At 39.8% G+C, this 15,783-nt stretch carries 8 protein-coding genes; 3 read left to right on the forward strand and 5 right to left on the reverse strand.

All coding sequences use genetic code 11. From position 1 onward, the window contains the following. Positions 1–542: 542 nt before the first annotated feature. On the reverse strand, positions 543–3,434 hold the full coding sequence (locus tag ACFO3G_RS02390) for a hypothetical protein (RefSeq protein ID WP_380077631.1): 2,892 nt from the start codon (positions 3,432–3,434) through the stop codon (positions 543–545). A gap of 1,390 nt (positions 3,435–4,824) precedes the next feature. Here ACFO3G_RS02390 and ACFO3G_RS02395 point away from each other — a divergent pair. After that, positions 4,825–7,725: a calycin-like domain-containing protein gene (locus ACFO3G_RS02395; RefSeq protein WP_380077633.1), complete on the forward strand. Its 2,901-nt coding sequence runs from the start codon at positions 4,825–4,827 to the stop codon at positions 7,723–7,725. A gap of 893 nt (positions 7,726–8,618) precedes the next feature. Then, a complete protein-coding gene (locus tag ACFO3G_RS02400; protein ID WP_380077635.1) occupies positions 8,619–8,888 on the forward strand; it encodes a hypothetical protein in 270 nt (89 codons plus the stop codon). Between the two features lie 619 nt (positions 8,889–9,507). On the opposite strand, the gene galE is transcribed toward ACFO3G_RS02400, so the two are convergent. From galE to ACFO3G_RS02420, 4 genes are all read right to left on the reverse strand, one after another. Beyond that, entirely contained in the window at positions 9,508–10,533 is a 1,026-nt protein-coding gene (gene galE / locus ACFO3G_RS02405) for a UDP-glucose 4-epimerase GalE (RefSeq protein WP_380077637.1), read from the reverse strand. A gap of 4 nt (positions 10,534–10,537) precedes the next feature. Further along, positions 10,538–11,149: a ribosome biogenesis GTP-binding protein YihA/YsxC gene (yihA, locus tag ACFO3G_RS02410; RefSeq protein ID WP_380077639.1), complete on the reverse strand. Its 612-nt coding sequence runs from the start codon at positions 11,147–11,149 to the stop codon at positions 10,538–10,540. A gap of 64 nt (positions 11,150–11,213) precedes the next feature. Continuing rightward, complete coding sequence (locus tag ACFO3G_RS02415; RefSeq protein ID WP_380077641.1) at positions 11,214–12,233, reverse strand: NAD-dependent epimerase/dehydratase family protein; 1,020 nt, start codon at positions 12,231–12,233, stop codon at positions 11,214–11,216. Continuing rightward, complete coding sequence (locus tag ACFO3G_RS02420) at positions 12,226–14,787, reverse strand: adenosylcobalamin-dependent ribonucleoside-diphosphate reductase (protein WP_380077643.1); 2,562 nt, start codon at positions 14,785–14,787, stop codon at positions 12,226–12,228. Before ACFO3G_RS02420 ends, ACFO3G_RS02415 begins: the two co-directional genes overlap by 8 nt. Before the next feature lie 340 nt (positions 14,788–15,127). On the opposite strand from ACFO3G_RS02420, the gene ACFO3G_RS02425 reads away from it, so the two are divergent. After that, a complete protein-coding gene (locus tag ACFO3G_RS02425; RefSeq protein WP_380077645.1) occupies positions 15,128–15,622 on the forward strand; it encodes a low molecular weight protein-tyrosine-phosphatase in 495 nt (164 codons plus the stop codon). The last annotated feature ends 161 nt before the right edge of the window (positions 15,623–15,783 follow it).

A 15,783-nucleotide genomic window follows, 5' to 3' on the forward strand; every position in this document is an offset into this window, starting at 1 on the left:
CTGCCAGACAATTCGAAATAATTTCTTTAATTTGTACTCGTGTGAGATCCATACTGTTTTACTGTTTTATTTTATTTTTTCAAAGATAATAGTCTTGGGTCTTACACACTTTTTTGGGACAGTATCCCTTAATATGTCATTTCCAACTTTTATCGGACAGCAATAATTGCTAATTGTATTATGACAACTAACGAAACTTCCCTCAATAGGTCATATATCCCCTCATATAAGACGTACAAGAAAGCAATGGATACAGTGTTCATAAGGGTAACCAAAATATCTTATATGTAGATTGAACAAGTAAAAGATGAAAAGCATCGTTATTGAGTTGGTCGAGGCATGATTTCGCTGTCAGCTCCTCTCCGTAAATGCTGATAATAGAAATTTATGAGTTGTTTGGAGCCTATCGGTCAAAGCTCCACTCTATGATCTATGCTCTCAAAACATAGCATGAGACTACTCTTATTATACAACAAAGAGGGCGTGCCCTTTAGACACGCCCTCAATATTTAGGATTATACTATTTCGAATAGTCGATAATATTATCGACGTCTAACTCTGATAGTACATTTAGTAGCATTCTTAGGTGCTTCACCTGCAGGATATAGAGTTACCTTAATTTGAACAGGCTGACTCGTGATATAAACAGCATCAACTCCATAATGAAGCTTCGCAGATACTACAAACTCAGCAGCCTTAGCCAAACCTGAAGGGTTAGAAATATGGTTTGGCAGATAAATAACTTCACCATCTTTTATAGAAACACTAGCATAGCTGTCAGGATGAGTCAAAGCCTTGGCTGCATCATTTAGAGGCTTAACGTCAAGCCACTCAATATGAGCATCCTTACCCAAAACTGTCAAATACAATGGATCTTTGAAATCATTATTGATTCTTACAGGCTTACCATTATTATTGAAAATGTAATACACTGCCTTATTAAGATCCAACCTAACCTCTTCTTGTTCCTTAGATTCCTCAAATGAGGTCTTAGTCATGTCAGCACTAATCTTAACCAAGTTTCTATATACTACTTTGAAATTATAAGAAATGGTCTTCGCAGAGCAGAAATTGTACTTGACATTCATCTTGATAGGAACTTTCACTTCATTTTCGAAAGAATATGGCTTAGCAATCCTCAATGTTACGCCGTCATTATCCATCGTGAAGTAACCCTTATCTTTAAAGGTGTTGTCAATTTCAAACGTAATACGATCAATTGTACCATTGTTTTCTTTGAATAGATCAGCAAGCTTAGATTTGATGCTATTCAAATCGCCAATAAAGCCAGAAAGCAAGTTTACAGCAGGATTTAAACCATCATATTTTGTAAAGCTATTCTTGACAAACATTTCGTTTCCATCCCACATCGCTTCATTTCTGAGGCCAGAAACAGCCTTATTGATTACGCTCTGGTAGTCAGGTTCCTTAACAGATATATTTATATTAACAGTCACTTTCTTTGGAGCTGCCGCAAACTTCTTGGCAACAGGATCCTTCTTAGTCATGATAAGTCTAACCGCATCCTTATCCGTATTGCATGGACCACCAACATAAAGACTATATTCAGATATGTTCCATCCATAATGTGTACCATTATCTCTTTGTTCTTCGTAAACCCTACCCCAAGCAGATTTTTCGACCTTAGTATTCTTTTCAATATCACCAAGTATATCCAAATCTTCAGCCGGATTCACAAGCTCGATATCTTTTCTAGATCCATAAGGTCTTTCGATATTGTATGTAAGAACTAAATCTTCAATTATCTTACCACCTAAGTTTACTGGAATTACTGAAAGAGCAAGTATCTTTTCACCCTTAACAAGGCGTGCTTCTACATAGGCAACCCTACCAAGGCGAGATGCCTCATCAACGCCCTTCTTGATAGTGATATCACCCTTAGAATTCAAATCAGCAAGACCCCATGAGTCATTACCAAACTCAGGCTGAACCTTGAGTATTGGTTTATACTCAACAACCATTCCATTAGCCTTGAGATATGCCTCATCTTTCTCAATCTTAGGTGATTTATCAACCTTATTGGAAGTAGAAACTATTTTCACATGTTCTGGCAAGCTAATTGATGAAAGGTCTTTCATTTCTATTGAAGGTCCTTTGTCTAGATCAGCTTTCTTCTCAGGATAAATCGCATTCTCCTTGTTAGCTATATGCAAAGTTTCATTACCCATATAGAGACTAAACCAATTTGAAGCAACCTTTCTATCCGTTGTTTCCTTAGGATTTGCAAAGTTTTTAACCTTAACATTTGCTACAACCTGCATTGTTGTAATATATCCATCAGCAGGAACTTTCGCAAATGGATTGAATTTAATCTTAACAAGGTTATCACTTAGGTCAGCCGAGAGAACTCTCTCCCAACTCTTAATTGTCATTGTCTCCTCAGTCGCACCTCTAAGAGTCTTCACATCCTTAAACTTAAGAGAGAATCCATCTTTCTTAATATACTTCGTTGTATTGAATGATGAAGGATTAACTCTCAATGTAGCAGAAGCATCAGTAGCCTTAAGTGCAAGACCCTCTTTTAAATGCTCTGCATCAAGGTTATTCAAAGAGGGAGTGGCCTTAGCCGACAAGTTCAAAACTTTCACAGAAGAACCGATGACAACAGCTGGCATTCCTTCATAAATAGCATCAGATTCAGCCACTAAACCTGAAAGAATAGCTGTTTCCATTGGAATCATAAATGTAACAGGCTTACCATTTGCATTCTGATCAGGACGAGGGGTAATGGTAATTTGCAACATACCGCTATCCTCGTCTTGAAGTACAGCGATTGCACCTGGATCAGCCGGCACATTGGTATTCTTGCCACCAATCCACCAATAACCATTCTTGATTTCAGGAGTTAAGCCATTGTCGCCCTTGTCACCCTTGGCTCCAGTTGCGCCGGTATCACCCTTGTCGCCCTTGTCACCCTTGGCTCCAGTTGCGCCGGTGTCACCCTTGTCGCCCTTGTCACCCTTGGCTCCAGTTGCGCCGGTGTCACCCTTGTCGCCCTTGTCACCCTTGGCTCCAGTTGCGCCGGTGTCACCCTTGTCGCCCTTGTCACCCTTGGCTCCAGTTGCGCCGGTATCACCCTTGTCACCCTTGTCGCCCTTAAGGTCAGCCTTATTGATATTTGTTTTTACACCACTGATGTACAAATAGCCATCTTCACCCCACTTCATGGATGTAATTGTTGTTCCGAAATCAACCGTACCTCTCTCTCCGTTTAGGAAGGTTAGAATTAGCTTTGTACCCTCAATCTTTACATTTGTAACCACCTTGTTTTCCCAAGATGAAAGTTTTGATCGAATGTCCTTGATGTCATTTTCGTTCTGCTCTGTTCTCTGTTTGAGATCGTCGATGTCATCATCATAGTCCTTACATCCCGCAAGAAGTAGGGAGCAGCACGCGGCAGTCAAGATGACCATTTTTTAGGTTTAAAATACATAAAAAAAACTTTTACTTGCTCTCCCAGCCTCTCGTAAGAGCTAAAAACCATAAAAAGAGCGTGAGACTGTATGTTAAAATACACCACCAACCTCCTATTGCAAAGCTATCATAAAGAATCATCGATTTGAAAGTCAACAATTACCTACATAAGCGTTCGCAAAAGGGAAGTCGGCAACCTATTCATAACATAACGCTCCCTTTGTTAAGTCTATCAAGTATCCCTTAATACTCGTTATTCCACTTAATTCTTTGGACAAAGGTAACAATTTTGAATAAACAAAAAAGTTTTGAAAGCATTATTTTGCTCTCAAATGTCCAAAACCGATCTTCAATAAACTTAAATTCAACAGATTAGCTGTTAAAAATAGCCATAAAACCTTCACTATTCAAGATGTTATTCTTTTAGCTACCCAGGCTTCTGCATATAATAAATAGATGGCTTTACACCAAGTACAAAAATAGGCCTTGTAACACCCTATATAATATATGAGTCCAATAGCAAGAAAAACGACGTTACAAATATTGAGTAAAACAAAATTAACATTATCATTATGAGGATTTTACAAATAGTCTGATCAAATTCTCACATTCTTTGTAGTCGAAGACTAACAACCGAACAATTCAAGTAGCAACACAATCGTATCTGACAACTAAGAACAGTTGATTTTGACTTATTTTAATTCTTAAGAAATTGTGTATCATACAATTCACTGTTTCAACTAAGAAATTAAGGTCCAACCATCCTCATAAACCCGGAGAAGTCTATATTATTTTGTCGTTAGATGACAGGTCCTAATGACTGTCATTAGGAGTCATTTTTCTTAATACACTGTATATCATCGTTTTCTAATCTTATACGATGATTATCGTCTTCAAAATCTCCCCACCATTTTGGCGTGATGTCATAAAGGGACAAACGGCTTTGTGTATTTGAATGTATATGATACTCCGATGTTCTGTCGACATTTTTGGGTTGAATAGGCACCCACATTTTGATTACATTTAGCACCTAACCTCCCATCTCAAAACAATACAACAACATGGCATCAGCTTCTTCACACAGAATAGTACATGATATGTAATAAAAGTGGATTACCAACATATATTCTACAAACAACCAATCTGTCTTATAACTTTGGTATACAGCATATTATCAGAAGATCATTAACTCTCTTTTAAGGGATAAAATATAGACTAAAGATATAAGCTTCTAAGAATAATTGTACTTTTGATGCGTTTCGAGAGGGAGAGCAAGATCATATAAATCGAAAAACCGGTAGATTTGAAATCTTACTTTTGATGCTACAGATTAAACTTTAGCCACTTCTCGAAATCATAGTATGAACAATTTAAGAAAGGATATTATTTATGAAAAGAATCAAATGTATTTTAATGATGGCAGGTCTTCTATTGTTGACCTCTATCACAGCATTTTCCCAAGATATTGCCAAGGACATAGCCGGCAAATATGTTGGGACACTTACCCTAAAAGGGAAGCTATTTGAAGAAAATGGAGAAAAGATTCCCAATCAGTCAATTGTGATTGACAGAATTGATAACACACATGTCAAGCTTCAAATCAAAGATTTTGCTTTCCGGGGAGCAATTCTTGGAGATATCAAACTCGATAATGAAGAGATAAAACAAGAAGCAGATAAAAGCATTGTTTTCGTAAACAGTAAAAAGCAAACAGTCAAACTTGCCGAAGGTAAAATAGAGGCATCAGCTCAGATTACAGACGAGACTACAAAGATACTTGGTGAAGATATCACTCTAAATGTATTAGTAGACTTCCAAGGAACGGCCATTGAAGTCTCTTTTGATGGCAGAAGGAAGGAAGAGCCACCGGTAGAAAATATATCTAAAGAGACTGAAGGCGAATACACCGGATCTACAACTGTGGCTATAGGCGAAAATGATCCTTACAAAGAAGAGAGCAAAATCATTGTCAAGGCTGTTTCTGCTAATACAATCGATATTACTCTTCCAAAGTTTAAGATTGATGCTGCCACTGTATTGGACGACATTCATCTGAAGGAACTTATCATTACCAAATCTGAAGATGGAACAATCAAGTTTGCAGGTAACAAGGCTAAAGAATTGTCTCTGATGGGTGGAGCTATCAAAATATCTGCAGAAATCAAAGAAGATGTTAGCCAGATCAAAGGCTCTCAAGCTCATATAGAAATTGCTTTTCAGGATAATGAATTTAAGATTAAATCAGCTGTATTTGAAGGCAAGAAGTCTGAAAGCAGTGGAGAAGAGCCTAATCCACAAGATCAAGCAGGCGTATATCAAGTCCCAAACTCTGACTTCGAAACAGAGTGGACAGATAAGAATGAGCCCGGCAATGGCTGGTATAGCTTCCCTTCTGCTAAAGGAAATATGAGTAAATTTGGTAAAAGCATGGTATTAGCCAACACAATAAAGGCTGAGGGACACAATAGTAAAACGTCTGTAGTTATCAGCTCAAAGAAAGTCTTTATAGCAAATGCAAATGGTAACCTTACTACCGGCTGCATCAATATGGGAGCCATGACTCCAACTGATCCTCAAAACTACAATTATACCGATCGAGAAGGTACAAACAAACTTCTCTTTAGAGGTCGTCCCGATGCTCTTAGATTTTACGCCAAGTTCAAAAGAGGTGAGGCCGAGAAAGATCAAAAAAAGGACTATGACGGTCAGCTCAAAGCTATTCTTCATGACAATATAGACTTCAAAGATCCAACACAAGGAAAAGAGAAAGAAGAGATGGACAAACATATTATGGCACAAGCCGTAGTAGCTGTCACACCTTGCAACGAATGGACTAAGTTTGAGCAAAAGCTTGACTATACGACCATGGATCTTGCGACTGACTCTACCTATATGCTCGTAAACTTGACAACCAACCCCACACCCGGAGCTTCTCAAAAAGACTCTCTTTGGTTTGATGACTTTGAGTTTATCTACAATTCAGAGCTTACAGAAATAGATTTTGGAGGCCTCAAACTTGATGTGACTCCCGATAAAAAAGAGTATGAGTTTAAAAAGCCTTACGATGCTTCCAAGTTTGAATGCACGACCAATGCCAAAGCTGCTAAGGTTACAAAATCGTACGACGAAAAGACAGCTGTCTTGACTATCTTGGTAGAGGGTAATGATATTGCAGTTAATCCTACGAATAAGCACGAATATAAAGTTCAGTTTAGAAAACCCATAGAAAATATTGCCAAGTACCAGATGGCGAATGGCGGATTTGAAGAAGAATGGTATGATGACAATGAGCCTGGCAATGGCTGGTATAGCTTCTTGTCTGCCGGTGGTCAATATGCCAATTTCGGTATGTTAACTTTGGGCAATACCATCAAGACAGAAGGTCACGATAGCAAAACAGCCGTACTTATCAGCTCAATGGACTTAGGTATGGGCAAAGCCAATGGCAACTTGACAACCGGTCGTGTTAATATGGGTTCTATAACACCAGCAGATCCCCAAAATTATAATTATACCGACCGCGCATCCGAAAATCATCTAACCTTCATAGGTCAGCCGGACTCAATTGTATTCTATGCCAAATATTCACGAGGTGAAAAAGGTGAATATTTCGGACGGCTAAAAGCTATCCTTCATGGTGACTGTGACTACAGAGATCCTGCAGACCCTGCAACACAAGCAGAGCAAGAGGCATTTAAACTTGCTGAAGCAACTTGTAAGATTGAGCCGAGCAAAAATTGGGTTAGATACACACAGCCATTTACTTATACCGATAATAAGGCAGGTGAAAAGAGCTATATGCTGATAAATGCAACGACCAATCCGGAGCCGGGTGCTACCCAAAAAGACTCTCTTGCTTTGGATGATGTGCTCTTTATCTACAACTCTGAGCTTAAGACGTTTGAATATGATGATCAGAAACAACAAATCTCAGCTACCAATCCAATAGAGATAAGGATAGAAGGTCATTACGATGAGAGCAAGATAGGTAAGATCGAAACCAATGCTCGTGCTGCCAGATTTGAAAAAGATTATGATGATGAGACCAAAGAACTCTCTATCTATGTCTATGGAAATGACTTTGAAGTGAATGAAAGCAATATGCACACCTATGTGTACAAGTTTGTAGATATCACTTCCAATCGAGAGGTCGTTTCTGATGATACACCGGTAGATGTCTATACATTGGATGGAGTGTTGATTAAGAAAAATATCACTCGCCGAGAAGCTGTTAAAATGCTTCCTCAGGGGGTGTATATTGTGGGAGGAGAAAAGTTTATCCTCAAATAAGACATTGAATAAGGGTCATATTGCTTCGTTACCTGCAAGACGATTGGTTTGACCACATACATCAGTATGCTCACAAACAATCGCTTTTGGTGCCTTGCACTATGGCCCTTCTTCTATGCCTTATTCTTAAAAAGTTAGGGTCATATTGCTTCGTTACCTGCAAGGCGAATAGTTTGATCACATACTAAGAGCTATTGCATAAAGGCGATCTGTTTCGTTGCTTTCGGTATTCGGATTCGGTCACGTACAGAAGTATGCTCGCGTCATCCTCAACCTCAGCGCCTAACATCTCATCCTTACTGCAAAGTCTTGGGAGTATGCTCACAAACAATCGCTTTTGGTGCCTTGCACTATGGCCCTTCTTCAATGCCTTATCATTTAATTCCAGATTTGTCGTTAGAAGGCTAACGTCTAATATATTAGTATCTGACAAAAGTTTCAGTAACGATAAAGAAGTAAGGGCTGAGTCTCACCGGTAGTCTCAGCCCTTTTATTATTGCCGATAAAAGTATGAAGGGATATATTGATGATGCTCAATCGCTGAATTTATGCGATTGAGTGCTTCTTTTTGAAATATAAGACCCCGCATTCGAGGAGCAAAGTCATTTGTCAGACAAAGACCTTCTCAATATAAGACTGAGATTAGCATTTGTTAAGGACAGAAGATTGTAAAAACAAATAATAAGTGATACCAAGGCCTGTTTCACCTGTCCAAATTTATTGAAAGGTAGACAGACAAAATCCAAGCACAATGTATATTTATCAATATTACTGCTTAACGAAATAGTCCTCTTCTTCCTTAAAAAGAATTTATTTCGAAATAATAAATTGGTACACCTTTGTAAAACAAATCCCTTTTTTGTATCTTAGGCAGTGATTAAATATTGACAACCATGGAGATAAGCATATTACTTACCATTCTTTTTATTATCATCTCGCTCGGAGGAGCCTTCCTTCAAGACGGTAAGATATGTCCTATTGTATCACTGCAAATGGATGCCTCCATCAACATCAAAAATGATCTCAATAATAGTTCTTCTATATGGGCTGTGAAGTTCAATAAAAGAGACCTTGATTTGTTAAATACTGTTACCTTAGATAGTATCTTAAAAGCTATACAAATAAGCCTCAATCAACTCCAAAATATCAAATTCGAGGGTTAGGGTCACCTGACCATTTTGTCAACTTTGCCCGTTTTATTAGTCTGAAACGGGCTTTTTTATGAGCTATTTTAACAAATAAGCTCGCGCAAGAAGCAATCTGTTCTCGCGCGACTTTCGATCTGATCTCGCGCGACCTTGACATGCAAAGTCGCGCTACTTGGGGTGCAACCTCGCGCGAGTCTACCCTCAAGGTAGCGCGAGAATGGATTGCAAGTCGCGCGACCTTCCAAAAAAGGCGGCCAGAAGTAGGTTTTTGAGCCGCCAATTTGTCCATAAAAAGCAGCCTATACATATATTAACATTCAGATAGGACGGTTTCGTCCTATCCATTATAATCTTTGTGAAGAATAAGCCTCTATATAGCTCCAAAAAGACTGTTTTATACCTCAAAAACCCGCTAATTAAATTTACATTATTTATCTAATAACATTGTATTCTGAGCAATACCACAGGAATATATTGGCTGGATATTTGTCATACGACGCATAATTCCACCTTTTTTTTCTATAGATATGTAGCCCTTCGTTGTAGAAGCCATAATACAAAAGAGGCTGTGTCACTTTGAGTAATGACACAGCCTCTTTTTATGTTATTGATTCTTATCTGTTTATAGACAAGATTATTTCTCTTGCAATCTCATTTGCCACTTCCAGGTACTTTTTAGAGTATCATCAAGGGAGCGTGTTGCTTTCCATCCTAAGACATTTAGAGCTTTCTTCGGATCAGCCCATATTTTCTCTATATCACCTTCTCTTCTTGGAGCAAAACTATATGGAAGCGTTAGCCCATTGACCTTCTCAAAGGTTTTGACAATCTCGAGTACTGACACTCCTCTGCCGGTACCAATATTGAATGCCTCTACATTGGGGGCTTCTTTGACTTCGAGCATTCGATCAATTGCTTTGACATGGGCATTGGCCAAGTCATTGATATCTATATAGTCTCTGATACAGGTACCATCGGGTGTATCATAGTCGTTGCCAAATATCTTAAGCTCTTTGCGAATACCCGCTGCTGTCTGACAGACATATGGAAGGAGATTTTGCGGTACACCTCTTGGCAACTCGCCTATCATAGCGGAAGGGTGAGCTCCAATAGGGTTGAAGTATCTTAATAAGATAGCCTTAAACGGCATACCTGCATGAATGGCATCTGTAATAATCTCTTCTGCAATCTGCTTCGTATTGCCATACGGCGAAGTTGCCGGCAATATGGGAGTCTCCTCTGTCACGGGCTGTATTTCCGCTTCTCCATAGACGGTGCATGAAGAAGAAAACACAAAAGCCTTCATTCGGCACTCTTCAGCCACTTCAAGAAGGGAGATAAGGACATTGAGGTTGTTGCGATAGTAGCTCAAAGGTTTCTCTACCGATTCGCCCACAGCTTTGTATGCAGCAAAGTTGATGATACCTACAATCCCCGGCTCTTTCTTACAAATTCCAATCAAAGCCTCTTTATCCTGGCAATCTGCCTCATAAAAAGGGAGTCTTTCGCCTATGATTTTCTCAAGTCCATCAAGCACTGAGACTTCACTATTGGATAGATTATCCACAATGACAGGATGATAACCTGCCTCTCTAAGTTGCACACAGGTATGAGATCCAATATATCCAAGACCTCCGGCTACCAATATTTTCTTTTCCATGTTGTTAGATAGTATCTTCAGAAATGCTCTTATTGAGCTGTTCTATGTAATCTAAAAGCTCACTACATCCATACTTTGTTTCGGATGACGTGACAAAAATAGGAGGAAGCTCTTCCCAATCTTCAAGAAGTTTCTTCTTGTACGCTTCCACATTCAAATCAGCTCTCGACTTAGACAACTTATCATGTTTGGTAAAGACTATAGAAAAAGGTACGCCCCATTCTCCCATCCGATTGATAAATTCCAAATCAATAGCTTGTGGCTCATGGCGGATATCCACCAATATAAAGAGGTTAACAAGCTGTTTACGCATCATGATATAGCTATCGATAATCTTTGCAAGCTCTTGTCTCTGATCTTTTGATCTGCGAGCATAACCATATCCCGGCAGATCCACCAGATGCCACTCATTATTGATAAGGAAATGATTGATCAGAAGCGTCTTACCCGGCATTTGAGATGTCATGGCAAGTTGTTTTTTCCTTGTAATTGCATTTATCAGAGAGGATTTGCCCACATTCGACCTTCCTATAAAGGCATATTCAGGTAATGACGATTCCGGGCACTTACGCACATCAGTATTACTAATAACAAAAGTTGCTGATTTGATGTCCATATATTTTGTTGTTATTGTTAAGTAGTTGTCTACAAAGGTAATAATATTGGGTTATGAATATGCCTCAGAGAAGGCCTTCAGACCTCGCGGCCTCAATGGTTTTCTTCAGCCCCTCTTCCAAACAAGTCTTTGGAACAAACCCAAGTTCTTTGATCAAAGAATCATCACACGTCCAATCTCGTTGCTTAAGTATGCTATATTTGTCTCTGTTGAGAGGAGTAATCTTACCTGTTATCTTAGAAACCAGCTCCCCTATTTGGCAAGCAAGCCACACGATAGGCAAAGGGATCCGTGCATGAATAACCCTTTTCTTTCCAAGCAGTCGCTGCATCATTCGACCAAATTCGGTATCGGTATATACATCGCCATCCGTAAGCATATATCTTTTGTTGACAGCCTGAGGAGCTTCGATTACAGACATTACTGCACGCGCCACATCTTCTCCATAAATAAAGGTCAACTTTTGCGGTGTAAGGCCTGTGACAAAGTCAAATCCTTTGTTGACACTCTGCAAAGCCATCAAATAGTCTTTATCACCCGGGCCATAGACTCCTGTCAGAAGCATAATTGTATAGGATAGAGTGCTGTTTTCTGTGTAAAACTCAGCCTTTTTCTTACTCTTACCATATAGCGTATTGGGCTGTTGCCTGTCATAAATCGATATAGGCTTACCCTCCTCTTGAGAAGGCCCATAACTCGAAAGACTACTTATCAAAATAAAACGATCGGGCGAAATGGTAGCATTGGCCAAGCCCTCAGCAAGATGACGAGTCTGATTGGCATTAACCTCTTCAAAAAGCTCGGGGCGGTTGGTCTTGGTAATGCCGGCATTATGAACGACCAAGTGCCAAGCCGGCTCATCCTCTTTAGGAGCAAGACTATTAGCTTGACGGCTCACAGTCAAGATAGAGGTGTAATCAATCTCAACAAGATGTACTCCCAATGACTTGAGATCATCCACACGGCTCGTCTTACGAACAGCAGCCCAAACCTCATAACCCATCTTCAACGCCTCACGCACCAGGTAGCCTCCGATAAATCCGGAGGCCCCTGTTATGAGAATTCTTTTTTTAATCTTATCCACAGCGTGAAGCTCCACAATTGGTACAAATTAAACATCCTTCTTGGTAGACAAGAGACTCGCATCCACAATTTTGACAAGTCTGTCCACTTGCCTTTTGTCCATTGGGCAGATACTTTCTCAGTGCCCTCTCGACACCATTCTTCCATGTATTGATACTCTCATCATTTAGAGACATACCTTGTACCAAATTAATAACCTGGTCAATAGGCATTCCATAACGCAAAACGCCACTAATAAGTTTGGCATAGTTCCAATATTCGGGATTAAACTTGCTGTCCAATCCTTCGATTGTAGTCTTAAAACCGCGCTTATTTCGGAACTGGAAGTCATAATGTTTCTTGCCGTCCTCATCATAGCTCTTGATGATAAGTCCCTTGCTAACAGACTTAGGAACCATAATTCCCTCATCATCATCTGCTATACCGGTAAAGATTTCGTACGGTTTGCCATCTTTAAGCCCAACAAAAGCCACCCACTTCTCTTTGTTGTTTTGGAATCGAACCACATCAGCTTCAAGCTCCTTGGGTCTTGATAGTGGTTTGGGGTCTTGCTTTGTTTCCACGGGAGACTTCTGCAACTCCTCCTTTTCGGACTCCTTCTTTTCTTTAGGCTTGGTACCAATAAGGACCCCGGCTCTCGAACCATCACGATAAACAGTACACCCTTTGCAACCGGAACGCCAAGCTTCTACATAAAGATCTGCAACCAAGTCCTCTGTTACATTGTTTGGCAAATTGATAGTAACACTGATAGAGTGGTCTACCCACTTCTGTATCTTACCCTGCATTCTGACCTTTGCCAACCAGTCAATATCATTGGAAGTTGCTTTATGATATGGTGACTTACTTACAAGTTCGTCTATCTCTTCTTGTGTGTATTTCTTGGCCGGATCATATCCTTTGGCCTCCATCCAGGTGACAAACTTGTGATGAAAAACGATGTACTCTTCAAAGCTGTCTCCAACCTCATCAACAAAGTCAACAGTCACATTCTTATCATTCGGATTAACCTTGCGACGACGCTTATAAACAGGCATAAACACCGGCTCAATACCCGATGTGGTCTGCGTCATTAGACTGGTAGAACCGGTCGGTGCAATCGTCAAACAAGCTATATTGCGTCGACCATGTTTTTTCATATCCTCATAAAGTTCAGGATCGGCCTGCATAATACGATGCATAAAAGGGTTTTCCACCTCTCTCTTGTAATCAAATATTTCAAAAGCTCCCCTCTCTTTGGCCAAGTTTACAGAGCTTCTATAAGCTGATAAGCAAAGAGTCTTCTGCACCTCTACCGCAAAATCTGTCGCCTCATCGGTCCCATATCTCAAGCCCATTGCCGCAAGCATATCGCCTTCTGCTGTAATACCGACACCTGTTCGACGACCAAGCATAGTCTTTCGTTGAATCTTTTTCCAAAGATTGTATTCGCGAAGTTTGATCTCATCACTCTCAGGATCTTCTTCTATCTTCTTGATGATGGTTTCAATCTTCTCACTCTCAAGATCAATAATGTCATCCATGATACGCTGAGCCTTCATGACATGATCCTTAAATAAATCGAAGTCAAACTCAGCTTCAGGAGTAAATGGATTCTTTACATATGAATACAGGTTGATAGCAAGCAAACGACAACTATCGTAAGGGCAAAGCGGTATCTCTCCACAAGGATTGGTAGCCACTGTCCTAAAACCAAGATCATCATAACAATCCGGCAGCGACTCCTTCAAAATAGTATCCCAAAACAAGACACCCGGCTCGGCACTCTTCCATGCATTATGAATAATCTTTTTCCACAAGTCCTTCGCATTCACCTCCTTACGAAACGAAGGAAGAGCCGAATCGACCGGATACTGCTGCTCATACATACTACCCGAAACAGCAGCATGCATAAATTCATCGGTTATCTTAACCGAAACATTTGCTCCCGTAACCTTGCCTTCAACCATTTTGGCATCGATAAAAGCCTCCGAATCGGGATGCTTAATATTGATTGTGAGCATAAGAGCTCCCCTGCGACCATCTTGGGCAACCTCACGGGTAGAATTGGAATAGCGCTCCATAAAAGGTACAATACCGGTAGAGGTCAAAGCCGAATTATTGACAGGAGAACCACAAGGACGGATATGAGACAAATCATGACCTACACCTCCACGACGTTTCATTAGCTGCACCTGCTCTTCATCAATCATAAAGACCGCTCCATAAGAATCCGCCGGGCCATCCAATCCAATTACGAAGCAGTTTGAAAGTGAAGCTACTTGGTGATTGTTGCCAATGCCGGTCATTGGACTTCCTTGAGGAACGATATACTTGAAATGATCGAAGAGCGCAAACAGCTCCTCTTCACTCATGGGGTTAGGGTACTTTTGCTCTATTCGAGCCACTTCTGAAGCGATACGATGATGCATATCCTCGGGACTTGCTTCGTAGATATTGCCCTGGCTATCTTTCAAAGCATACTTCCCTGCCCACACCTTTGCAGCTAACTCATCTCCACAAAAGTACTCGAGGGCATTTTGATAAGCCTCATCAAACGTGTATGTTTTTGACATTTTAATAATGGGTTTTATAATCAAACTTTCCGGAAATAATACACAAAAAGCTATTATACAACTTGTTATAGTTTAATTAATTCGAGAAAGTTCACCGAAAAGGTTCATTCAACAACTTTGCGAAGGTACGCAACTTTCCTTTATCGTGATAATACTTTCGATAATTTAAGAGGGGGTAAGATAAGACAAAGAATAAGTAATCGAAAAGAAATAAATCAATTAGACTTAATTGTGAGAAGGGAAGTAAGTACATATATTTGTGTCTACAAATTCATTTATCATCAACCATTCAATTAGATACTTTCACAAGATAGATTTGTGCATAAAACAACAATAGATAATGAAAACGAAAATACTTTTTGTCTGCTTAGGCAATATCTGCCGATCATCCTCCGCAGAGGCCATATTTAAAGATTTTGTAAAACGAAAAGGATATGAAGACCAGTTTGAAATTGACTCCGCAGGTCTCATCGGTTTTCATGAAGGAGAACTGCCGGATCCTCGTATGAGGCAACATGGAGCAAGGCGTGGATATAAAATTGATTCGATTAGTCGACCAATCAACTATGATGACTTTTTCCGATTCGATTATATCATCGGTATGGATGACACCAATAGGAGTAGACTAAAAGAACTTGCTCCGACAGAAGAGACCTTGGCCAAAATATCTATTATGACAGACTGGAACAAAGAGGCTCTCCTCGATTATATCCCGGATCCCTACTATGGTGGTTCAGACGGTTTTGAAATGGTACTTGACCTAATCGAAAGTTGCTGTGAACCTCTATTAAATAAGATACTTTCCAATAACAAAGAGAAAACATTCGGCAATTAATACAAGGGTCGATGCGATCGGTAGGGGCTACACCTCATGAGAATGTTGCACGAATAATAGCCTTATTGTATTTCATATACTGCTGATTATCAGTATATTTGTATATGTTTAACGAGTAAAATACTGCTGAGATATGTCCATCAAAAGCACTTCTAATGACA

Source organism: Falsiporphyromonas endometrii, assembly GCF_042654485.1.
GTDB classification, from domain to species: domain Bacteria; phylum Bacteroidota; class Bacteroidia; order Bacteroidales; family Porphyromonadaceae; genus Porphyromonas; species Porphyromonas endometrii.

Bases quoted from the DNA above. Each gene is read 5' to 3' on its own strand.
- galE (WP_380077637.1), bottom strand. From the start codon at position 10,533: ATGGAAAAGAAAATATTGGTAGCCGGAGGTCTTGGATATATTGGATCT.
- ACFO3G_RS02400 (WP_380077635.1), top strand. From the start codon at position 8,619: ATGGAGATAAGCATATTACTTACCATTCTTTTTATTATCATCTCGCTC.
- ACFO3G_RS02425 (WP_380077645.1), top strand. From the start codon at position 15,128: ATGAAAACGAAAATACTTTTTGTCTGCTTAGGCAATATCTGCCGATCA.
- ACFO3G_RS02420 (WP_380077643.1), bottom strand. From the start codon at position 14,787: ATGTCAAAAACATACACGTTTGATGAGGCTTATCAAAATGCCCTCGAG.
- yihA (WP_380077639.1), bottom strand. From the start codon at position 11,149: ATGGACATCAAATCAGCAACTTTTGTTATTAGTAATACTGATGTGCGT.
- ACFO3G_RS02390 (WP_380077631.1), bottom strand. From the start codon at position 3,434: ATGGTCATCTTGACTGCCGCGTGCTGCTCCCTACTTCTTGCGGGATGT.
- ACFO3G_RS02395 (WP_380077633.1), top strand. From the start codon at position 4,825: ATGAAAAGAATCAAATGTATTTTAATGATGGCAGGTCTTCTATTGTTG.